This is a genomic window from Mesorhizobium sp. W067 (assembly GCF_054719525.1).
Genome location: NZ_JBTTII010000001.1, coordinates 1,345,842 through 1,366,835 on the forward strand (window position 1 = coordinate 1,345,842; position 20,994 = coordinate 1,366,835).

At 60.8% G+C, this 20,994-nt stretch carries 19 protein-coding genes and 1 pseudogene; 12 read left to right on the forward strand and 8 right to left on the reverse strand.

Annotated features, from left to right (window positions below; genetic code table 11):
- Positions 1–2 precede the first annotated feature (2 nt).
- From ACYG97_RS06580 to ligD, 5 genes and pseudogenes are all read left to right on the forward strand, one after another.
- Positions 3–1,916 (forward strand): hypothetical protein, encoded by a 1,914-nt coding sequence (locus ACYG97_RS06580; protein WP_245260837.1) that lies wholly within the window; start codon positions 3–5, stop codon positions 1,914–1,916.
- Between the two features lie 155 nt (positions 1,917–2,071).
- Positions 2,072–2,305 (forward strand): annotated as a pseudogene (locus ACYG97_RS06585) (hypothetical protein); the annotation flags it as partial.
- A 51-nt stretch (positions 2,306–2,356) separates the two neighbouring features.
- Positions 2,357–2,851 (forward strand): YidB family protein, encoded by a 495-nt coding sequence (locus tag ACYG97_RS06590; RefSeq protein ID WP_023734089.1) that lies wholly within the window; start codon positions 2,357–2,359, stop codon positions 2,849–2,851.
- Positions 2,852–2,906: 55 nt separating this feature from the next.
- Complete coding sequence (locus ACYG97_RS06595) at positions 2,907–3,266, forward strand: DUF4112 domain-containing protein (protein WP_032998960.1); 360 nt, start codon at positions 2,907–2,909, stop codon at positions 3,264–3,266.
- Between the two features lie 96 nt (positions 3,267–3,362).
- Positions 3,363–4,544 (forward strand): non-homologous end-joining DNA ligase LigD, encoded by a 1,182-nt coding sequence (ligD, locus tag ACYG97_RS06600; RefSeq protein ID WP_023734088.1) that lies wholly within the window; start codon positions 3,363–3,365, stop codon positions 4,542–4,544.
- A gap of 13 nt (positions 4,545–4,557) precedes the next feature.
- Here the strand turns inward: ligD and ACYG97_RS06605 are convergent, their stop codons facing one another.
- The 5 genes from ACYG97_RS06605 to ACYG97_RS06625 form a co-directional block, all read right to left on the reverse strand.
- Positions 4,558–4,749, reverse strand: a complete 192-nt coding sequence (locus tag ACYG97_RS06605; RefSeq protein WP_023715431.1) for a DUF3606 domain-containing protein — start codon at positions 4,747–4,749, stop codon at positions 4,558–4,560.
- Positions 4,750–5,328: 579 nt separating this feature from the next.
- The gene (locus tag ACYG97_RS06610; protein ID WP_023682268.1) at positions 5,329–6,369 is read right to left on the reverse strand and encodes a sensor histidine kinase; all 1,041 of its coding nucleotides are present in this window, start codon (positions 6,367–6,369) and stop codon (positions 5,329–5,331) included.
- Entirely contained in the window at positions 6,366–7,853 is a 1,488-nt protein-coding gene (locus tag ACYG97_RS06615) for an ATPase domain-containing protein (RefSeq protein ID WP_023734086.1), read from the reverse strand. Before ACYG97_RS06615 ends, ACYG97_RS06610 begins: the two co-directional genes overlap by 4 nt.
- Before the next feature lie 174 nt (positions 7,854–8,027).
- Positions 8,028–8,231: a CsbD family protein gene (locus ACYG97_RS06620; RefSeq protein WP_023669466.1), complete on the reverse strand. Its 204-nt coding sequence runs from the start codon at positions 8,229–8,231 to the stop codon at positions 8,028–8,030.
- 273 nt (positions 8,232–8,504) lie between these two features.
- A complete protein-coding gene (locus tag ACYG97_RS06625) occupies positions 8,505–9,269 on the reverse strand; it encodes a CGNR zinc finger domain-containing protein (protein WP_155923566.1) in 765 nt (254 codons plus the stop codon).
- Between ACYG97_RS06625 and ACYG97_RS06630 the strand changes: the two genes are divergently transcribed.
- Positions 9,256–10,227: a DMT family transporter gene (locus ACYG97_RS06630; protein ID WP_023734084.1), complete on the forward strand. Its 972-nt coding sequence runs from the start codon at positions 9,256–9,258 to the stop codon at positions 10,225–10,227. The genes ACYG97_RS06625 and ACYG97_RS06630 overlap by 14 nt on opposite strands.
- A 275-nt stretch (positions 10,228–10,502) precedes the next feature.
- Here ACYG97_RS06630 and ACYG97_RS06635 read toward each other — a convergent pair whose 3' ends face one another.
- The 3 genes from ACYG97_RS06635 to ACYG97_RS06645 form a co-directional block, all read right to left on the reverse strand.
- Entirely contained in the window at positions 10,503–10,763 is a 261-nt protein-coding gene (locus ACYG97_RS06635; RefSeq protein ID WP_023689435.1) for a hypothetical protein, read from the reverse strand.
- 737 nt (positions 10,764–11,500) lie between these two features.
- Positions 11,501–12,391 carry an adenylate/guanylate cyclase domain-containing protein gene (locus ACYG97_RS06640; RefSeq protein ID WP_023693342.1) on the reverse strand — a complete coding sequence of 297 codons (891 nt, stop codon included), beginning with the start codon at positions 12,389–12,391 and terminating at the stop codon, positions 11,501–11,503.
- Between the two features lie 415 nt (positions 12,392–12,806).
- Positions 12,807–13,835, reverse strand: a complete 1,029-nt coding sequence (locus ACYG97_RS06645) for a LacI family DNA-binding transcriptional regulator (RefSeq protein WP_023734083.1) — start codon at positions 13,833–13,835, stop codon at positions 12,807–12,809.
- Positions 13,836–14,190: 355 nt separating this feature from the next.
- Between ACYG97_RS06645 and ACYG97_RS06650 the strand changes: the two genes are divergently transcribed.
- The 6 genes from ACYG97_RS06650 to ACYG97_RS06675 all read left to right on the forward strand — a co-directional run bounded on the left by ACYG97_RS06650 (position 14,191) and on the right by ACYG97_RS06675 (position 20,982).
- On the forward strand, positions 14,191–15,804 hold the full coding sequence (locus tag ACYG97_RS06650; protein WP_023734082.1) for an extracellular solute-binding protein: 1,614 nt from the start codon (positions 14,191–14,193) through the stop codon (positions 15,802–15,804).
- An 80-nt stretch (positions 15,805–15,884) separates the two neighbouring features.
- The gene (locus ACYG97_RS06655; RefSeq protein ID WP_023669474.1) at positions 15,885–16,745 is read left to right on the forward strand and encodes a carbohydrate ABC transporter permease; all 861 of its coding nucleotides are present in this window, start codon (positions 15,885–15,887) and stop codon (positions 16,743–16,745) included.
- Positions 16,742–17,698 carry a carbohydrate ABC transporter permease gene (locus ACYG97_RS06660; RefSeq protein WP_023734081.1) on the forward strand — a complete coding sequence of 319 codons (957 nt, stop codon included), beginning with the start codon at positions 16,742–16,744 and terminating at the stop codon, positions 17,696–17,698. The genes ACYG97_RS06655 and ACYG97_RS06660 overlap by 4 nt, the downstream gene beginning before the upstream one ends.
- Positions 17,695–18,786 carry an ABC transporter ATP-binding protein gene (locus ACYG97_RS06665; protein ID WP_023693347.1) on the forward strand — a complete coding sequence of 364 codons (1,092 nt, stop codon included), beginning with the start codon at positions 17,695–17,697 and terminating at the stop codon, positions 18,784–18,786. The genes ACYG97_RS06660 and ACYG97_RS06665 overlap by 4 nt, the downstream gene beginning before the upstream one ends.
- Before the next feature lies 1 nt (position 18,787).
- Positions 18,788–19,849 (forward strand): ABC transporter ATP-binding protein, encoded by a 1,062-nt coding sequence (locus ACYG97_RS06670; RefSeq protein ID WP_023734080.1) that lies wholly within the window; start codon positions 18,788–18,790, stop codon positions 19,847–19,849.
- Between the two features lie 35 nt (positions 19,850–19,884).
- Complete coding sequence (locus ACYG97_RS06675) at positions 19,885–20,982, forward strand: Gfo/Idh/MocA family protein (protein ID WP_460221565.1); 1,098 nt, start codon at positions 19,885–19,887, stop codon at positions 20,980–20,982.
- The last annotated feature ends 12 nt before the right edge of the window (positions 20,983–20,994 follow it).

Consider the following 20,994-nt stretch of genomic DNA (forward strand, 5'->3'; position numbering starts at 1 on the left):
CGTTGTGCACGCTGCGCGCCGGATCCTTGTCGGTCGCGTTCGACAATGGCGCCTTGCGTTACATCCGCATCGGGACGATCGAAATCTTGCGCGGAATCTCGTTTCTTGTACGGGACGAAAACTGGGGAACATGTACCCCCGTTCTCGATGATCTGCGGATCGACGAGAGGCCGGATGCGTTCGCCATTGAATACCGTGCAACATGTGCCGCAACATCCGGCCGCCTGATTTACCGGGCGCGCGTCTCAGGCAGCAGCGATGGTGCGCTGTCGTTTGTGGCGGAGGCAGAGCCCGAGACCGACCTTTTGACGAACCGGACCGGCTTCGTCGTCCTTCATCCGATCGAGGCCTTGGCCGGCAAGCCGATAAGGGTGCTGCATGAGGATGGTCACGACGAGCTATCGTTCTTTCCGGACCAAATCGATCCAAAATGTCCGTTCACCGACATCCGGGCGTTGGCGCACGAGATCGCGCCTGGGATCTGGGCGACATGCACCATGGAGGGTGATGCCTTTGAGATGGAGGACCAACGCAATTGGTCTGACGCCTCGTATAAAACATATGTCCGCCCTCTGCGTCGCCCGTGGCCTTACAGACTGCCCAGGGGCCAGAAATTCACGCAGGCCGTCCGGCTTCACGTGTCAGGAACGCTCCCTGCCGGGACGTCTGAAAATCGCAATCCACTCATCAACCTGACCATCGGCGGACCGGTCGGCCGAGTGCCCCGCACTGGCGTCGGCGTCGCCGCCGACGAGGCAAAGCACGCGCTCGAAACCCCCGAGCTCCTACGACGAATGGCTCCGCAGTGGATGGTCTGCCAGGTCGATCTCCGGATCGCACACGGCCAGGACGAACTAGAAAGCTACGCCGCGCTCGCACGGCTGACCGGCGCTGGCGTGGTCCTCGAGATTGTCACCAAGGGCACGCGCGATCCATTCGGCGAATTGGCGCCGGTCGCGGATGCTGTCCACTCACTCGGCCTCAAACTAGAAGCTGTCTCCGTATTTCCGGCGCAGGACATGACATCCGTACAGCCGGGAGCACCGTGGCCGACTATGCCCAGCTTCCACGAAAGCTACTCCGCCGCTCGCCGGGCTTTCCCGGGCATCGCGCTGGGCGGCGGCATGGCCGCGTACTTCACCGAACTCAACCGCAAGCGTCCGCCAGCCGAAGCGCTCGACTACGTGACCTTCACCACCTGTCCAAGCGTGCACGCCGCAGATGATGTCTCGGTGATGGAGACACTTCAGGCAATCCCCCATCTAATCCGCTCCGCGCATGCTTTCATGGGGGAACGCTTGCCACTGCGTATCGGTCCCATCCAGCTCGGCTGCCGTGAGAACCCATACGGAAAATCCACTGCGCCGAATGAAGCGAACGCTCGCGTCTGTCTATCGCGCATTGATCCTCGTCAGCGCGGGCTGTTCAATGCGGCTTGGACTGTCGGATATTTCGCGGCCTGCGCTCGCGAAGGAATCGAGGCCGTCGCGTTCGGTGACTTCGCCGGCCCCTTTGGCCAAATCCATAGGAAGGCTGATTTCGTGCAGCCATGGTATGATCAGCAGGATGGCCCAACGGTCTATCCCGCTTTCCATGTCTTGGCTGGTCTCTCAAAGCTCGGCGGAGCCACCTTGCTGTCCGTAGGAACTTCCGGCGCTGACGGCGTCGCCACGATCGCGGCTGAAAAAGATCGCCGCGTGACCCTGTGGGTCGCTAACCTTACCGCCAAGACGCAATCTGTGCGGCTTTCGGATTCGCCGAGCAGCGCCCGCATTGCTCTTCTCGGCGCCGAGCAGTTCGAGCGGGCGGCAACCGATCCCGACTTCATGGAAAGTTCCGCAAGACCGCTGGATGATCAAAGCATCTCGCTTGGCGCCTACGCCGTCGCGCGAGTCGACCTCAATCGATCGTCTTAGGCCTAGCCGATGTTCGCTGTTTGGCCAAACCCCCGTCAAGGATGAGGGTGATAGTTCCATACTCTAAGGCAGCGCGTGGAATCCATCTCGCTTATACGTTGTACTATCGCGACGGCGACCAGGCTCGCTAGGTTCCGCCTGCCGAGACGCCAAGTTTTGAGGCCGCTCGCGCCGAAGCGATCCGTTGCGGAATCGGCCTGTTGGCTGATCTGGGCGATGACGATATGACCGGATGGTTAGTGCGCATGCGCGATCAGGCAGGCAACGAGCTTTGCACGATCAACGTCTGCGAGGCCGAAGCCGCACCGCAAACGGAAACAAGCCGGTTAGGCAGCACCGCTCACGTCTGTGTCGATACGCCAGCCCTTATTCAATTAGATCGTCGCTAGTCGGAACTTTTGTGATGTTGAGCCCTTGTCCATTGAACAGTGGAGGTACCAATGGCTAACCTGGGAAAATTGGCGATCGCGATGCTCGGCGTCTTGGCATACCAAAATCGCGACAAGATCGGCGACATGATCCGTGGAGCGGGCGATCGCAACCCAAATGATCCGCAAGGCGGGATTCTGGATCAGCTTTCAAAAGGCATTTCGGGGACCGCGCTTGGCGATATTCTCGACCGGTTCAGAGGGGCAGGCGCCGGATCGAAGGTCGATTCGTGGGTAGGCACCGGGCCGAACGAGCCGATCCAGCCAAGCGAGGTGGAAGCAGCCATAGACGAAGACACCCTGACTTCCCTCTCGATGCAGACCGGCCTATCGCGCGAGGAGCTCATAAGCCGGATCACGCGAGATTTGCCTGAGGCCGTCAGCAAGATGACGCCTACTGGTGAATTGCCCGTTGAGGCGCCGAAAAGCTCCGGTGAGACGACCTTGCTCGACGACGTGCCATCGCACAGGACGGAAGCGAATTCAGGCGGCCAAAGCGATATCTAAGGTGACGGCTATCCATCAGGGAGAGATACTAAATCGTACTGGCGCGCGAGTTGGCATGATCGGGCAGGGCGGTCACGGTGGTCATACAGCAAACGTACTTGCCGAGTTGGATCTATTGGCCGCGCTACTCGATTCCCGCTGGCGCATTCCAGGCACATCAATTCGTTTTGGACTGGATGCGCTCGTAGGTCTGGTTCCCGTACTCGGAGATGCGGCGACGGGCATTGTCTCGGCCTACATCGTCTTGCGAGCTCGAAACGTCGGTGCCGGAAATGGGTTGGTCGCCCGCATGCTAGGCAACGTGCTGCTGGATACGCTCGTAGGAAGTGTCCCAATTCTCGGCTCGATCTTCGACGTCTATTTTAAGGCGAACAATCGCAACATCACTCTGCTGCGCCGTCACATCAACAAGTGAGGCGGATAACCAATCGTCGCGATGCAATTCTTCTAAAAGGCTCGGAACCGACAGGGGCGCTGGGGCTTGAGTCGCGATTCCTGGAGTCGCGAGCATATGACCAGTGCCATTGACCGGCTTTCGTTCATCGAGTTCCAATCGCCCACACTGGTCGAGAAAGCTCCCGAAGGCGGAGATTGGCTTCACGAGATCAAATATGACGGCTACAGGACGCAGCTGGTCGTTGAAGGCGGAAAGGCGCGAGCATTCACGCGTCGCGGCTACGATTGGTCCCACCGTTACAAGAGGATTGTTCAGGCCGCGGCAAGCCTGCCGGTCAAATCTGCTATCATCGATGGTGAAGCTGTCGTCCTGGGCGACACCGGCCTGCCGGACTATCAAGCCCTGGAACGTGAGCTGGGCAACCCAAGTTCGCTGCGGATGACTCTCTACGCTTTCGACCTCCTGTACCTCGATGGCCGTGATCTACGGGAACAACCGTTAGTGAAGCGCAAGGCTGCGCTGAAGAAGCTGCTGACCGAAACCGAGCCAACCCTGACTTATGCCGAGCATCTGGAGGTGAACGGCAAGGATATGTTCGACCATGCCTGCCGGATGGGCATAGAGGGAATCGTATCGAAGCGAGCGGATGCTCACTACCGCTCGGGCGTCCAGACCAGTTGGGTCAAGGTCAAATGTGTCAAGAGCGACACTTTTCCAATCGTGGCTTTCGTCGAGAAACTTGGCGCGCAGCCGCGCCGCATCGCATCGTTGTACATCGGCAGGCGAGAGGGCGACCGGCTGCTTTATGCCGGGAAGGCCCAGACCGGCTATACGCTGGACCGGCTCGTCGTCGACCTCGATCCCGGAGAAGGCGTGCCATGGGACGCTGTGATCGAGGCCACGCTGGCGCTACGGGGCATCTTGGAAGCGGCAGGATTGGAGAGCTGGCCAAAGGTCACTGGCGGCAAAGGCATCCACTTGATGGCCCCGCTCGTTGCGAAGATGACCCATGACAGCGCCCGGAAACTGGCCAAGTCGCTCGCCCACCGTCTGGTTGATACCGATCCTGACCGATACCTGTTGTCAGCTGACCCCGCAGCCCGAGGAGGCCGGATCTTTCTCGACTATCTCCGCAACGGACGGGGCAATACCGCAATAGGCGCTTTTTCCCCGCGAGCGCGGCCCGGCTTCCCAATTGCCCACCCGGTCCCATGGAAGCAAGTCGAGGCGGGCATCCGGCCAGACGTTTTCACGCTCGCGCAGCCTTTCAGACCCGCTCGTCGAAAAGCCGCGTGATGCGTCGCGACCATCAGCCGATATCAGCCCGTTTTCTTGCCTCGCGTTCGAGCCTCTTCCGGTCGTTGCCGTGTTCTCTGATTAGTTCGCGGACCTGTTCTGGCGTGATACGATGCTGTTTGGCGAAATAGCGAACCTCATAATCTTCATCGACTGATACACGATTGCGATCTCGAAAATCACGCTTGCTCTTATCGTCTGCCATTATCTTTCCTCCTGATCAGAGAAACAACGACCGACGTTGTATGTTCCCGGCGCCTCACTTCGGCCGCCAGAGGCGCGGGCTGTCCGACCGTACTGGGGCCGCAGGCATTGCGAAGGTGATCTGGCGAAAGTTGGTTGGCCAAAGGCGAGGGTGATTTCGTTTGCTGTTCGGGATAGCTGACCGTCGATCGAGCCTGCCTGCGGGCCTCTTGGTTTTTTACGACGCCAGTCGGAACCCAGACGGGTCGCAGATGATTCAGATGCGCATCCGGGCTATCAACGAGGATCGTGAGCAAAATGGCGGGGGGTGACCACGAAGGCGACAAAACTGCGCTCCGGGAGCCCAAAGTTTCGTCTAGGACGCATGACCCGGGTCACAGCGCCGCGGCACGAGTTCGACTTCATCACCAAGGTCGGCCGCATAGACCACGCCGGAGCTCTCGCAATGTAGCAGAGGCATATGGGAGATATAGAGGCGGTCTTTTTCGGAACTGATGTTTTGGCTAAAGCGCTAGACCAGCCTGCCGAGTGACGCTCAGTTATCCCTATCGCGGCGCCCAGCCAGCCTTTCCGTTGCCGCTCAGTAAGCCGGCACAAGGCGCGTGTTTCGCAACGGCAAGGCCATGGTGAACTGCAAGCCGTCACGATGGTAGTTCAATTCGATCTTGGCGTTGCATTGCACGGTCACGACTTTTTCCAGAAGTGTCGTGCCAAACCCCCGGCGACTGGGCTGCTCGACTTTCGGCCCATCTCGTTCCCGCCAGTCAAGATTGACGATCTGTGTATCGCCGGACCCGCCTAACGACCAGCGGACATCAAGGCGGCCTCCCGTTTGCGAAAGCGCGCCAAACTTCGACGAATTGGAGGCCAGTTCGTGGAAAGCCATCCCGACAGGGACCGCAATGTCGGCGACTAGCGCTACGTTCGGGCCTTCCATAACGATACGCGGCCTGTCGCGCGTCTCATAGTGGTCAAGCTCGCTTTCGAGCAGCTTGTGCAGCGAGGCAGTCTGCCAATAATCGTCGGTAAGCATCGAATGGGTCTGGGCCAGGGAAACGAGCCTGGCTGAAAAATCGCGTACGAAATCATCGACGTTGCCGCTCGACTTGGCCGTCGCGCCCATCATGGCGCGAACGTTGGCCAGCGTGTTCTTGACGCGGTGATGCAGCTCGCGGATGAGCAATTTCTGCCGATCGGCGACCTCCCGCTTCTGTTCGATGTAGGACTGGACCTCACGCTGGCGGGCGCGGGCACGCAAGGCGGAGCGCACCGAGTTGGCGAGGCTCGAAGCCAGAAATGGCCGTTCAAGCACGATCAGATAGCGGTCCAGAAATGCCATCCGCGTGTCGACTTCGTTCCCCCGCATCGTCAGAAGCACGATCGGAAAATCCGACCATGCGGGTTGGGCTTCAAGCCAGGCCGCAAACTGCGTTCGATCGGAACTGAGCAGGGCCTCCTCGGCCACGACAAGGCACTGAGCCTCGTCGAGAAGCGGCACTGCCTCTTCCAAGCTGCCGCACACACGCGAGGCAATCTGGTTTGTAGCCAGGATGGAGGCCGCGATCCTCGCGTCACGGCCAAGCGGCGCCAGCACGAGAACGGCGGGGCTGGACGACATCATAACGCCTTGTCCCTCAGAAGGTCTGTCGGCTTGCCTTCAAATTCCGGAGATCCCATCAGGATACCGCGGAATTGTTCCAGTGGCTCACCTACGGCCACGCCGTTACCGCCGATTTTAAACTCACGAATCGTCTCTTCGTGGGGGCCGACACGTTTCTTGACAACCGAAATCGCGCGTCTCAACTGACCTGCGTTCTCGAAGAAGCGCAGAAGCATGATGGAATCGCAGAGATAGGTCATGTCGACCGGCGCTGCCGTTTGCCCAAACAGCCCATGATTGGCCAACAGCAGGATCGTCGCCACTGCCTTCTGATTGAGATAGGTGAGGATCTCGTGCATCTGAAGCACCAGATGTTGTTCTTCGGACATGGCATTGAGATAGCCAGTTAGGCTGTCGATCACGACGATCCGCACATTGGATTCTTCGACGGCCGCTTGGATGCGCGAAGACAATTCGCCTGGTGAAAGCTCAGCCGGATTGACAGATTCAAGCATCAGCGTGCCGTCCTCGGCAAACGGCTCCAGGTCCATGCCGAGCCCGGCGGCGCGCGCCAAGAAGATGCGCTTTGTCTCGTCAAACAACAGCACCAGCACACGCTCGCCACGCTCGAGTGCGGCATAGCAATAGGTGCAGGCAATTGTAGACTTGCCAACGCCAGACGGCCCCATCAGCATCGTGCTGGTACCACGGGCCAGCCCGCCGCCAAGCAGGGTGTCGATCCGGTTGTTGCTCATGGCCGGCGTATCATGCTCGGCCACCTCATGCTCGGCTGCAACGAGCCGCGGATAGGCGATAACGCCGCCTGGGCGAATGACGAAATCGTGAAAGCCGCCCCGGATCTGCACGCCGCGCATTTTGATCACGCGTAGCCGCCGACGCTCTCCACCATAGACGGGCGACAGCTGCTCCATCCGAATGACGCCGTGACTGATCGAATGCAAATTGAGGTCATCCTGCTCAGCGGTCAGGTCGTCGAGCATAAGCACCGTCACATTGTTGAGCATGAAGAAGCTCTTCAATGCCAACACCTGGCGCCGGTACCGCAGTGACCCTTGCGATAAAAGTCGAATTTCAGAGAGCGAATCGAACACCACGCGATCGGGTCTGACGCGTCCGATCTCGACCATGGCAGACTGCACGGTTTCGCCGAGTTCCAATTCCGAGGAATGGATCAATGTCTGTAGCTGCGCAGGATCGAAACTGAGCTCCGGCGGCACAAGTTCAAGAATTTGCACCCCCTTCAGATCCCAGCCGTGACGGCCAGCAACCGAGAGCAGTTCGCGCTTGCTTTCTGACAAAGTGATGTAAAGGCATGTCTCGCCATTCTTGGCGCCCTCGATCAAAAACTGGAGGCCAAGAGTGGTTTTTCCAGAACCTGGTTTCCCTTCGATGAGATGGGAGCGGTTCCTGGCGTAGCCGCCACGAAGAATGTAGTCGAGGCCGCTAACTCCAGTTGTGATCGCCGAGGCGTCGTCTCTGTCCAACTAATCCCCCAATGTAATTTCGAGAACCAGATAACGACGGGCACCTTTCGCGGTTCCACGTCTCTCGGTGAGCGCCCTTGTCGTGAGACTCACGAAAAGGCGACAAGAAACGCGGCAAAAAAGGGCGCCGTACCTCTCGGAGCCCTTTTTCAAGTTCAGTTTGGAACCGGCGACCTACCAGCCTTGCCGGCCATACCAGTCATCGATGTCGCGCCGGGCGCGGTCCTTCTCAATGCCGTAGCGCTCCTGAATCTTGCCTTCCAACTGATCGCGGTTACCGGCAATACGGTCCAGATCATCGTCTGTGAGTTTGCCCCACTGTTCCTTGACCTTGCCCTTTACCTGCTTCCAATTGCCTTCGACACGGTTCCAGTCCATGGCACCTATCCTTGTTTGTTTCGGACTGAGAAAAACGCCGTCAGGCTAGCGGAGTTCCCGTCAAGTTTGAGCAGATCGACCGATCGAAGCGTGGCGAGGTAGGCGGCCCCGAAGCAACCCGCCCTGGAACGCGATGATGGCTTGCCGCGCCGGCCGTGGTCTCCACCGTCTTGGCCACAGTCGCTCGCGAGACCAGCTTCGTTGAACAAACACCGACAGGGATAGCGTGAAGCCAACTATGCTGCGTTCGTCATCCAAGCCTGGCGTCAGATACTAATTCTTTCTGTTGGGAGCCATGTTCCCTGCGGCTTTTGCCCTGAAGCGCCTTACCCGGCTGCGTGTGCCGCAGCTCTCATCCGAGCACCACCGCCTGCGCCCGCCACGCGAGGTGTCGATGAAAAGCCAACCGCAGTTCGGCCCGGTGCACTCGCGCACGCGGCGGCGGTCATTCCTGGACACCAAAAACTCGGCTGTCTCAAAGGCCACGCGGTGGCCGATAGTGTTCAGACTGGCTGCGTCGGTCCACTGCCAAGCGAGGCGGTCGCCGGACGGGAAAAGCGAGCGCTTCGGCAGGGCTAGGGCGACTGTATCGCGCACGATTTGCAAGGCATCGTCCGGCACCCGCGCGCCTGCCGCCTCGGCCTGGAGAGCCGCGTAAACGGCCTCGCGCAAAATCTTGGCCTTTTCCAATGCCGCCTCCGCAAGGAGCGGGCGGGCGGAAGCCTCCGCGAGCAGTGCTCGCGCCTCATCGACGTCGATCAAATCGGCACGTCCAGCCCAGACGACCAGGTCGGCATAGGTCTGCAAGAGGTCTGGCCCCCACACATCGCGTCGCGCGTCGACCGTGTTGACGAAGTCCAAGCAGGGGTGACCGCCAACCATGCGCATGTCGACGATAGTCTTCGCACCATCCATCCCGGAAACATCGGTTGGCGGAACCGTATTGGCAAGAGGCCGTTGTAACGAAATAAACGTCCTTTGGCCGTTACGACGAACCAACAACGCCCAGCGAAGGCTGCTTCCGATGAACCGCAACACAGCGACATTTCTGGTTTTATATGTGATCTGGGGCACCACGTGGATCGGTATCAAGGCAGGGATCGCCACCGTGCCGCCTCTGATGTTCGCAGGCACGCGTTTTACAGTAGCCGGCTTGCTGATCCTCAGCGCGACGCGCCTAAGGGACGCTGCTCTACCACGGGTGGCGAAAAGGAGTTGGCCGCGTCTTTTCGTTGTTACGTTGTTCATGATTCCGCTTTGCTATGGCCCACTCTTTTGGGGCATGCTCTATGTCGATACGGGCACCGCGGCTGTTCTTGAGCTTTCGCTGACCCCTGTCACGCTGCTTGGATTTGCGTTGCTTCTGGGGGACGAACGCTATGACGGCCGCAGGCTCTTTGCGATTTTGCTCGGTGCGGCCGGTCTGTGCATCCTGTTCGGGCCCGAGGCCTATGCTAGTTGGACACACGCAGACCAGCAGGGCAGGGGGCTCCGGCTGCTGGCGATGACAGCGGTGGCGTCGGCAGCTGTAATCTATGCATGGGGTTCGGTGCTCGCGCGGCCGCTTCTTGAGGTATATTCATCGGACTTCATCGCCGGCTTCACCACCCTTTTCGGGGGCGCATTCCTAATTCTCATCTCACTCGTTGTGGAGCCAGGCGCGGCCGCGGCTCTAAAAGGCGATTGGGGCTGGCCGGCCTGGGTCGGGTGGCTGTTCCTCGTGCTGTTTGGTTCGTTCATAGGCTACACACTCTTTATCCGGCTCCTGCACGAAATCGGCGCCTCGCGCGCCGGAGCATTTGCCTTCGTCTCACCCGTGATTGCCGTCGTGCTTGGCATCATCACCTACGGCGAGGAGGTTAGCCTGATCGACATCATCGGCATGGCTATCATGCTCTTCGCAGCGTTTCTTGCGCTACGCGAGCGCAAACAGGAAACATCATCCGCTTCCCCGCCGTTGATTCCACGCTCCGCGCGGGCCGATGGCAGAATATGAAAGACGGCGCGCGCATCCAGCCGCCAATCAGCCTTGAGATGGAAAAGCACAAGGTTCGCGTCTATGCGAAAAGAGGGCTTTCCCGGCAGCGTATCCCGCCTACACCGGCGGCGAGGAAAGCTCCAGCTCATATGAAAACACTAGTCGGCGAGGGATTTTGCCGAGTTGCTGTCAAGATTGTAGGCGGGATTTGATGGAAAAATCGCGAGGCTGCAATCAGCGACCTATTCGTTCCGATCGCGATGCAGGCTATCCGCTAACGCGTCGACAAAGTGTCAGCCGCATCGCTTCAGTTCCGCCACCTGAACGCCGAGACGGAATGCCTGACCATCGGCATAAGAACGTGCATAGCTTTCTGCTTCGAACGGAAACGTCAGGGTGCTGCCGTAGGCGGTGACGCGGACCGTCCACTTCTTGTCGCGAACGAGTTCGACCGAATTGTCGGGCGACGTCATGATTTCCTCCGGCACCAGCAAGGCGAAGGCACGGATAACGTCGCAAAGGTCGTTTGAATGCAAACAATCCGACACGCTCATGTCGCTTGTTCTATACGCCCAGACTTTCTCTCGATTAGAGCAGCGCCCGGCTGCAATGTCGGTGGCGTTAAGTCCCCTAGCTGCCAAGACCTTTCCCATTGGGTCGGTCCCCTTGCGGCCTCACGCAGCGACCTTTCTGAACCCAATCGCCGAGATCGTCAGCCCGCAGTGTCTTCGAGAGAATAGCCGGCAAGCCGCAGGGTGCGAATGGCAACTCTGCGACGACTGCTTCAACAACTTTCGCGACTGGCTCATGTGAACGTCGACCACCTGGGCGCTCACACTGGCTTTCTGCGACCAGCCAGCTGCGATGAATTCATCACGGCTGATCACCTTTCAGGATTCTCGAGCATGTGGCGCACCAACTTGAACTCGATCGGCCCAAGAGGAATCTCCCCGGTGCTGCAAATACGGTGGTATCGAGCTCCATCTCGAGGTCGCGATGTGTCAGTGGTCTGCGCTTCTGCGCCAATTTCGTGACGGTAGCCCAATCGCGAGCCTTCGCAGGTGGTCGAGGAGCTATTGCGGCGCAAATGGTCTGATGAAGCGTTCGTCGAGGGAGATGCACCGGCCGCGGCTCCGTCGAACTCAACGAGGGAAACGGAAGTCAGACGTTCCTGGATTGGCCTTGGCACATTTGTGAACGGTCGATTCCAATGGCTGTCAAAGAATACAGCGCGACATTGAGGGCGCCAGCGAACCAGCTCGAAACCGGTCGAGCTAGTAGCCGGGCCGGGTCAATCCGAGACAATTTCGTAGTGAAGAAGCTGGGCTTCGTCGAGTGCCGACTTCACTCCAGGCGAGATGACGCCGGAGCCGAAGAGGACAATATCTTCACGGCGTACGAATACTTCATGGCCGAGTCCCATGGAAACAAATGTGCCCGAAGAGCTTCGTTCGAGAAGCCGAGCTCTGCCATTCAATATGGTGAAGGCGGCGTGGCGCCTCGATACCCAGGGCCGCTCGACGATGATATCGCATTCCGCCGATCTGCCGATTGTCACGGATTCGCCGTTTCGACAGGATCGCAGCTGATCTCTGTAGCGGATGACCAGATGAATCTGCCGCGGCAGGACCGAGCGTCTATCTGTAGTGGCGCCATGGCTGGTGATCTGCGTACCGGGGGCCCCATCGTCGCTCCACAGGGTATAGACATCGAAGAACTCTTGCTTCCCTTTCAAGGCCATTTTGTCGAGGAGCCGCAGGCCGTTGCGGCTTCTCGGGGAAAGGGCTTCGCAGAAGCTCTGGCTGATCAGCACCTCTCCGGGGTTCGCCGTGGTGGACAACCTTGCGGTGACATTGACAACGTCACCGAATATCGCGCCCCGCGCGCGAATGACCGCCCCGAAATGCAATCCGATACGGGCGCTTAACGGACCTTTAGTCAGTTGGTGGCTGATTTGGCAGACGGCCCTCAGCGCCATTTCCGGGCTCTCGAAGAGGCTGAGTATGTCATCGCCCTTCGAGTAAATGAAATCACCACCGTGCTTGGCGACGATCTCGCGCATCGTGTCCAGGCAATGCGAGACCTGCTGTAGAGCGGCATCGTCTCCGATCCGCTCATAGAGTGGCGTGCTGCCCACGACATCAGCTAAGAGGACTGCGGCAAGAAGCGTTTCCTGGTCCATCGATCTCGTGTCCGACCCAAAAAGTCAGCGTGCGTGTATAACACACGAGGTTGCCTGCGACATATCTGCTCGTGCGCCTGGGGCCGGGGCGATGCCTCAGGTGATCGTCGCGGACGGTCGGGCATATGCCATTCGTCGGCTTCGTGCCGGCATCCAGAACCCTCTTCGCCCCAATCGTTCGCGACTTCGGTGCTATGAGTGGACTTGTCTTTTTAGGTTCGGAAAGGCTGACCGAGTTGCAACGGGCGACGGCCTTCTCATGCACCATCAACCACGACCCGATCTCGGCCCTCCGACTTCGCACGGAATAGTGCCAGATCGGCGGCTTTGACGAGATCATTCGGGCTCTCGTTCGTATTTGGGACCGGTGGCGACGCCAACGCTGTGCTTTGCGATAAGATCACGGATCCATTGATCAGATTTCAGGTATATTCTCTTTGAAGATCACCTGAAGTCGTGGTTGGTGCGGTTCATAGTTCAGGTGCCTGACAGAGTGGCTTAAAATGTTGAGCGCTTCCCGCGCCTCAACGCGCGGATTTTGATCTATGACCGCATCGAGCGTCCCATCCAACAAAAGTTCCTTGGTGCCGTCTGTCACCTCGTGGCCGAGAAAGAGAATGTCTTTGGCGCGTCCACGCTCCTTGAGCGCCCGAGCGATGCCGGTGTTGCCGGCGCCGACATTGTAGATCGCGGCAAGATCGGGGTGCCGGTCCAGAAGCGCTGATGCTTCTGAATAAGCCTTCTCTCGGTCATCCAGCATTTCGCGCATCTCGACGATCTTGAGATTGGGCGACTCCTCGGTCAAGATGTGCCGGAATCCCATCTCGCGTTCCTCATGGCCGCGATAGGACAGCGAACCGGCGAACAGCGCCACCTTGCTTGGGCGTTCCGATGCCATGAAGCGGTTGAGCAGATAGCCGGCCAGCCGCCCCGCGGCGCGGTTGTCGATGCCGATATAGGCCACTCTCGGAACATGCAGGATGTCGGAGGCGATGGTCACCACCTTGACGTCATTGGCTGACAGCGAGCGGATCGCCTCGCGCACCGTTGGATGATCGAGCGCGATCACGCCGACGCCTTGTGTCTGTCCACGCAATTCTTGCAGCAGGCGGGCGAGCCGGTCGGGGTTGAAGCCCTCTATGGTGGCGATGTGGACGTCGAGATCGGGGCGCGCTAGGGCCTGCGCCTCGATGTGTCGATGCAGCATCTTGATGAAGGAATTGGTGCCGGCCGGCAGAGCGAAGTCGAGACGGATGACCTCTCCAGGTGAGGGCCTGGGCGGCGCTCCGTTCGGGCCTTCCGCGATGTAGCCGAGGCGCTGCGCCATTTCGAGCACGATCTCACGCGTGCGCGCCCGCACACCGGGCCTGTTGTTCAGCACGCGGTCGACGGTGGCGGCGGAAACGCCGGCTTCCCGGGCTATGTCAGTCAAGGTGGAACGCACCGTCTTCATCTCCTCAATGCATCAGATCGCACAATGCCGCTAGCCCGTCCGACGGCCACAGCTGCCAGCCATCAGCGATTCTGATGGGAAATGATGTATCGAGCCTTAGCCGATGCGCAAGGAGGTTGGGCTAAATCGCGTCGCCCGGCGTGATAGTCGCGTGCCAGAAAGGCAGATTTCCCATCAAATCGAGGCATTGAGCCCGTGTGTCGACCTTTGCATGCCGTATTTTCTCCGCGGTTGCGGTGTTACGATGTATTTTGAGTATTTATGATGTTGACAGCCTTCCGGTGCTGCCGTCAATATCCCTCAACGGGCTCGTGGAGGAAACATCGGCCCTGAGGGAGGAATTCCAATGTCTGATTTGATCCGCATATCGCGACGCGGCTTGTTGGCGTCCGGAGGGAAGGCGGCGGCGTTCGTGGCTGCGGCCGGTATCGCACCGCAATTCATCCGTCCCGGCCGTGCCGTTGCGGCCGACGCGCTGGCGCCAGGCATGGTCGGCGGTCCCACCGGTTTCGAGGGCGCCGAGCGCTATCAATATGGCGCCGACACGCCGGAAGCCCGTGCCGTTGAGGCGGCCAAGGCCTTGAAGGGAGCTGGCAAGGCACCGGCCAAGATCGTGCTTGGCCTGTCGGATGGCTCGATTGGCCAACTCACACAGCCTTTCCCTGCGGGTGCGCCGTCGATCAAGGAGCTGTGGGAAAAGGAAACCGGCATCCAGATCGAGATCGTCGGCCTGCCGAACGGCCAGGAATTCACCAAGACGATGCAGGACATCTCCACCAAGGGTGGGGCCTATGACATCTACTCGACGGAATGGAACCGGCTCGGCGACCTCGCCGAGACCGGCGGCATCGCCAAGCTCGACGACTTCGTCGCCCAGTACAAGCCCGAATGGGACGATCCCAAGACCGGCTATGTCGACGGCGCCAAGGGCGTGTCGCTGCTCAACAAATATCGCGGGTCCAACTATGGCGTGTCGCTGGACGGCGACTTCCAGACCTGGGTCTACCGCAGCGACCTGTTCGGCGACGCCGCCGAGCAGAAGGCGTTCAAGGACAAATTCGGCTACGATCTGGCGCCGCCGAAGACCTGGAAGCAGCACAGTGACATCGCGGGCTTCTTCCAGCGCCCCGACAAGGGCCTGTTCGGCTCCACCGACCTGCGCAACCAGGGCTGGGGCTACACCAACTGGTATCAGCGCTATGTCTCGATGGCATCGCCCAACCAGTTCCTGTTCGGCGACGACGGCAAGCCGCTGATCAATTCCGAGCACGGCATTGCCGCCACCAACGAATATGTCGGCTCGCTCGTTCATCACTCGCCGGACGCGATCTCCTGGGGCTGGCCGGAGCAGTATGGAAATTTCGCCAAGGGCGGCGCGGCGATGACCTGCGCCTTCTCGAACCTGCCGAAATTCCTCGACAATGCCGGCAACAAGGATTCAGCCGTCACCGGCAAGATCGGCTCGATGCTGCCGCCCGGCCGCGAAGTCGACGGCAAGCTCATCAGCCGTTCCGTGCTGTGGTTCTCGCTGACCGGCATGGTCTCGTCTCAGTCGAAAAACCAGGAGGTCGCCTACCTTTTGCTGCAGTGGCTGGGCTCCGCCCGCATCTATGCCTGGATGAGCGCCAATCCGGGCGGCTATCTCGATCCGTTCCGGCTCTCGGATTTCTCCGATCCGCTGGTGCGCCAGACCTACCACGCCTACCACATCGACGTGGTGCGCGAGACCGTCGCCCGCACGGTGCCGACGATCAACTATCCCGGCGCCACCGCCTTCCACAACGCATTGGACGAAAACCTGATGGCGTCGCTGACCAAGGCCAAGACAGCGGAACAGGCGATGGCCGACACGGAAGCGGAGTGGAAGAAGATCGCCCGCCGCATCGGCGAGGACAAATTGCTTGAAGCCATAAGGACAAACAAGGAGGCCTGGCCGACTGTTCTCGATCCAATCAGCTGATCCGTCTCCCTGGATCAGCGCTGGAGGGGAGGAGCATCTGTTCCTCCCGCCGCAGTCAACGCCACCAGCAAAGCAGCCAGATGAAGCGTTCCGTCCCCTTCGAGATATTCCGCTACGCCGCGATCTTCGCGGCGATGGCCGTGACGCTGGTGCCGATCCTTTGGATGGTGTCGATGGCCTTCAAGCCGATCGCCGAATGGTCGGCGACCGGCGCCGACCTGACATGGTGGCCGAAGAACCCGACGCTGGGCAATTTCCAGTTCGTCTTCGGCGAGTCCAACAACAATCTGATCGTGGCGCTCGACCGCACCGCGCTGAAGCCGATCCTGTCGTCGCTGCTGTCTTCGGTGTTCGGCACGGCGATCGCAATGTCGGCGGGCACGGCTGCGGCCTACGGGCTGTCGCGTTTCGGCTCCGGCCAGAACCTGCCGCTGGCGCTGATCCAGCTCAGGCTGTTTCCGCCAATGGCGGTGATGATCCCGGTCATGATCATGTGGGCCTTCCTGAACTTCACCGACAGCTGGTTTGGCCTGGCCTTGATCTACGGCATCGTCACCCTGCCATTCGCTTTCTGGCTCATGAAGACCTTCTTCGACGACATGCCGCGCGAGATCGAGGAAGCGGCGCTTGTCGAAGGTTGTTCGCGGCTGCGCGTCTTCACGCGCATCACGCTGCCGATGATGCGCGCACCGCTGGCCAGCGCCGCCCTCTTCGTCTTCATCCTCAACTGGTCGGACTATCTGATCGCGCTGCTGCTGACGACGCGTGAATGGGTGACGATCCCCGTCTACATGGCCTCGCTGTCCTCCTCGATGACCGGGCAGCTCTATGGCGCCAAGGCCGCGCTCGGTCTAATCGCCGCGGTGCCGCCGGTCATCATGGGCATCGCCATCCAGCGCCATCTGGTGCGCGGACTGACGTTCGGCGCGCTCAAGCAATGAGCGCGGTGACCGTGACTGTCTCGAAGGACGCAAAGGCCGCGCTTGGCAAGCCCGCGCTGCGGGACGAGGGAGCGCGGCTGGGATTCCGGCTGACGCTGCCGGCGCAGGTTTTGGTGCTCTTCATCTCCGTCTTCCCGCTGCTGATGCAGCTCTACATCAGCGTCACCGACTGGTCGCCGCTCTCCGGCCTCGGCTGGTGGAACGCATGGGAGATGTGGAACAGCTTCGCCAACTACACCGACCTTGCCGCCGATGCGCGCTTCTGGAGCGCGCTGAGGCGCACGGCCATCGTCATGGTCGTGTGCGTGCCCGTCGAATTCCTGCTTGGCCTGGCATTGGCGACGCTGTTCGCGGACGATTTTCCGGGCAAGCGGATCTTCTATTCGATCCTGCTGATGCCGATGATGGTGGTTCCGGCGGTGGCCGGCTACATGTTCTTCATGCTGTTCCAGTCGGGCGGGCCGCTGAACGACATCCTGTCGGCACTCAGCGGTTCCCGCGTCACCATCGCCTGGCTGTCTGACCCCACACTGGCGCTGATCGCGGTGATCATCGCCGATATCTGGCAGTGGACGCCGCTGATGTTCCTGATCCTGCTTGCCGGCCTGGTCGGCGTGCCGCAGGACCAGATCAAGGCGGCGACCCTGCTCGGCGCCAACCCGTGGCAGCGCTTCGTCACCATCGTGCTGCCGAAGATGAAGACGATCATCATCATCGCGCTGGCGATCCGCGTCATCGAGAACTTCAAGATCTTCGACACGCTCTACATCATGACCGGCGGCGGCCCCGGGGTCGCCACGGAGACGATCTCCGTCTACATCTACAAGGTCACGACGCAGGACCTGATCTGGGGCTATGTGGCGGCGATCGCGCTGGCCATCCTGGTCGTGCTTTCGATCGTTGCCGTATTCGCCATTAAGCGCATGGCGCGCGCAAGGCTGGTGCCGGCATGAGTGCGATCCAGCTGCGCAACCTGGTCAAGACCTTTGGCGAGTTCACGGCGCTGAAGACCATGGACCTCGACATCGCCGATGGCGAGTTCATGGCGCTGCTCGGGCCTTCGGGATGCGGCAAGTCGACGACGATGAACATGATCGCCGGCATGGAGGAGCCGACCAGCGGCAAGATCCTGTTCGGCGAGCGCGACATGGCCGGCGTGCCGATGGGCCGGCGCGGCGTCGGCTTCGTTTTCCAGAACTACGCCATCTTCACCCACATGACGGTGCGCCAGAACCTTGCCTACGGGCCGCGGATGCGCGGTGCGGCGACAGCCGAGATCGACCGCCGCGTCGGCGCCATCGCCGAGCTGCTGCAGTTGACGCCGCTGCTCGACCGCAAGGCCGACCGGCTCTCGGTCAACATCCTGCAGCGGGTGGCAATCGGACGCTCGGCGATCATGGAGCCGGCCATCTTCCTGCTCGACGAGCCGCTGTCCAATGTCGACGCCGCCTTCCGGGCGGTAATGCGGACCGAGCTCAAGCAGCTGCAGCGCCAGTTCAGGCAGACGATGGTCTACGTCACCCATGACCAGCTCGAGGCCATGACCATGGCCGACCGCATTGCCGTCATGGATCACGGCGTGCTGCAGCAGGTGGGAACGCCGCTGGAAGTCTACAACAATCCGGCCAATGTCTTCGTCGCCCGCTTCATCGGCGCTCCGGGCATGAACCTGCTGAAGGGAAGGCCGGCGGAGAGCGACCGGGGCCTGGTGGTCGATCTCGGGTCGCTGGGGGTCACGCCGACGCTGCCGGATGCGCTGGCCGCCACCTTGCGCGGATCGCGCTCTGAGGTGCTTTACGGCTTCCGGCCCGAACAGGTGTCGCTGGTGCCGAGCGGGCAGGGCCTCGCCATGCCGGTGAGCTTCGTCGAGCGGATCGGCGCCAGGACCATCGTCCATCTCGGCGATGGCGAGACCGCCGTGAAGGCGGTGTTCGACAATGCTGTCGGACTTTCGATCGGCGAGCTTGCCGTCGTCGCCCCCGTGGCATCGTCCGTGCGTGTCTTCGATGCCCGCAGCGGCATTGCGATGAAGGCAGGTTGACATGGCCGGTATCGTCTTTCGCAATGTCAGCAAGCGTTACGGCACGACGCTCGCCGTCGACGACGCCTCGTTCACCGTCAATGACAACGAATTCTTCTGCTTCTTCGGGCCGCCGCTGTCGGGCAAATCGACAATCCTGCGCCTCGTGCTCGGTCTGGAGACGCCTGACGCCGGAGAGATCCTGATCGGCGGCAAACCGGTCAACACCGTCTCGCCGGCCGAGCGCAATGTCGCCATGGTGTTCCAGAACCTGGCGCTGTTCCCCCATATGAGCGCGCGCGACAATGTGCGTTTCCCGCTGGTCGAGCGCAAGGTCGCCGAGGCCCAGATCGAAAAGCGTGTCGCCGACGTCGCCGCCAAGCTGCATATCGGCCACATCCTTCACAAGCCGCCGGCGCAGCTTTCCGGTGGCGAGCGGCAGCGCGTGGCCATAGCCCGCGCCCTGGTGCGCGACCCGAACGCCTATCTGATGGACGACCCGATCTCTGCGCTCGATGCGCGGCTGCGCGAGGAAACGCGCGTCGAGCTCAAGCGCATCCAGCGCGAACTCGGCAAGACGCTGATCTACGTCACCCATGACCAGGAAGAGGCGATGTCGATCGCCGACCGCATCGCCATTCTGGAGAATGGCAGGATCCGGCAGATCGGCGCCCCGTCCGAGATCTACGACCGCCCGGCGAACACCTATGTGGCGCGACTGCTTGGTTCGCCGATGATGAACATCCTCAAATCCGTTCGCGGCGACGGTGGCATCGAGGCCGCAGAAGGCACGGTCAGCATCGCCGATCGCGCTGCTCCGGCCGACGCGATCGAAATCGGGCTGAGGCCGGAGGACATCCAGGTCCGGCCCTGGGTCGAAGGGGGCGCTGGCCGCCCGGCGCGCGTGTTCGAGGTCGAGCCGCTTGGCGGCTACACGGTGGTAACGCTCGCCGCCGGAGAGGCGCGGCTGAAGGCGCTGCTGCGCGGCCAGCCCGACATCAGGCCGGATGCGGTGGTAGCGATTTCCTGCGAGCCGGCCCGGGTGCATTATTTCGGGCAGGACGGAGGCGCGTTGGCGAGATGATCGCGGCTGCGAAAACAGAATTGCGGGAGGAAGACATGGCGAGCGAAGGCTTCGAGCCGGACGTGAAGGTCCGCACGAAAGAATACCGTATCGGCTGCATCGGCGCCGGCATGATCATGGCCGAGTGCCATCTGGCAGCCTATCGCGAAGCGGGGTTCAACGTGGTGGCGATCGCCTCGCGGACCCGTTCCAATGCGCAGAAGGTCGCCGCGCGTTGGGACATCCCGACCGTCCACGACACGCCGGAACAACTGATCGAGAATCCCGAGATCGAGATCGTCGACCTTGCCTTTCCACCCGATCTGCAGCCGGCGCTGATCCGCCATGCGCTGAAGCAGCCCCACATCAAGGCGATCCTGGCGCAGAAGCCACTGGCGCTGTCGGTCGATGAAGCCGTGAAGCTGCGCGACGAGGCAGCCAAGTCCGGCAAGATACTCTCGGTCAATCAGAACATGCGCTACGACCAATCGATGCGCGTCTTGAAGCAGATCATCGACAGCGGCGCACTCGGGGACATCGTCTTTGCGCAGATCGACATGCATGCCATCCCGCACTGGCAGACTTTTCTTCAGGACTACGACCGGCTGACGCTCGCCAATATGAGCGTGCATCATCTCGACGTGCTGCGCTTCCTGTTCGGCGATCCCTCGGAAATCACCACGCTGACACGCAAGGACCCGCGCACGACATTCGAACATACCGACGGCATCACCGTCTCGACGCTGCGCTTTCCCTCCGGCGTGCTCGCCGTGTCGCTGGAGGATGTCTGGTCCGGCCCACGTCAGGAGGGCTATCTGGACGACCAGCACATCAACTGGCGCGTCGACGGCACCAACGGTGTCGCCAAAGGCACGATCGGCTGGCCGAAAGGCGTGGCCTCGACGCTGACCTATGCCTCGACCGAGACGACGGATGGCAAGTGGGTCAGCCCGAGCTGGGACACGATGTGGTTCCCGCATGCCTTCATCGGCGTGATGGAGCAATTGCAGCATGCGGTAAAGACAGGCGCGCCGCCGGCATTATCGGTTGCCGACAACGTCAAGACGATGGCGCTGGTCGAGGCCGGCTATCGCTCGATCGACGAGGGCCGCACCGTCAAGCTTTCCGAAATCTCGATAAAATCAGCCAACTGAATCGCTTACAGG

Bases quoted from the DNA above. Each gene is read 5' to 3' on its own strand.
- ACYG97_RS06590 (WP_023734089.1), top strand. From the start codon at position 2,357: ATGGCTAACCTGGGAAAATTGGCGATCGCGATGCTCGGCGTCTTGGCA.
- ACYG97_RS06595 (WP_032998960.1), top strand. From the start codon at position 2,907: ATGATCGGGCAGGGCGGTCACGGTGGTCATACAGCAAACGTACTTGCC.
- ACYG97_RS06640 (WP_023693342.1), bottom strand. From the start codon at position 12,391: ATGGACCAGGAAACGCTTCTTGCCGCAGTCCTCTTAGCTGATGTCGTG.
- ACYG97_RS06605 (WP_023715431.1), bottom strand. From the start codon at position 4,749: ATGGCAGACGATAAGAGCAAGCGTGATTTTCGAGATCGCAATCGTGTA.
- ACYG97_RS06665 (WP_023693347.1), top strand. From the start codon at position 17,695: ATGAGTGCGATCCAGCTGCGCAACCTGGTCAAGACCTTTGGCGAGTTC.
- ligD (WP_023734088.1), top strand. From the start codon at position 3,363: ATGACCAGTGCCATTGACCGGCTTTCGTTCATCGAGTTCCAATCGCCC.
- ACYG97_RS06630 (WP_023734084.1), top strand. From the start codon at position 9,256: ATGAACCGCAACACAGCGACATTTCTGGTTTTATATGTGATCTGGGGC.
- ACYG97_RS06670 (WP_023734080.1), top strand. From the start codon at position 18,788: ATGGCCGGTATCGTCTTTCGCAATGTCAGCAAGCGTTACGGCACGACG.
- ACYG97_RS06655 (WP_023669474.1), top strand. From the start codon at position 15,885: ATGAAGCGTTCCGTCCCCTTCGAGATATTCCGCTACGCCGCGATCTTC.
- ACYG97_RS06660 (WP_023734081.1), top strand. From the start codon at position 16,742: ATGAGCGCGGTGACCGTGACTGTCTCGAAGGACGCAAAGGCCGCGCTT.
- ACYG97_RS06610 (WP_023682268.1), bottom strand. From the start codon at position 6,369: ATGATGTCGTCCAGCCCCGCCGTTCTCGTGCTGGCGCCGCTTGGCCGT.
- ACYG97_RS06635 (WP_023689435.1), bottom strand. From the start codon at position 10,763: ATGAGCGTGTCGGATTGTTTGCATTCAAACGACCTTTGCGACGTTATC.
- ACYG97_RS06620 (WP_023669466.1), bottom strand. From the start codon at position 8,231: ATGGACTGGAACCGTGTCGAAGGCAATTGGAAGCAGGTAAAGGGCAAG.
- ACYG97_RS06675 (WP_460221565.1), top strand. From the start codon at position 19,885: ATGGCGAGCGAAGGCTTCGAGCCGGACGTGAAGGTCCGCACGAAAGAA.
- ACYG97_RS06650 (WP_023734082.1), top strand. From the start codon at position 14,191: ATGTCTGATTTGATCCGCATATCGCGACGCGGCTTGTTGGCGTCCGGA.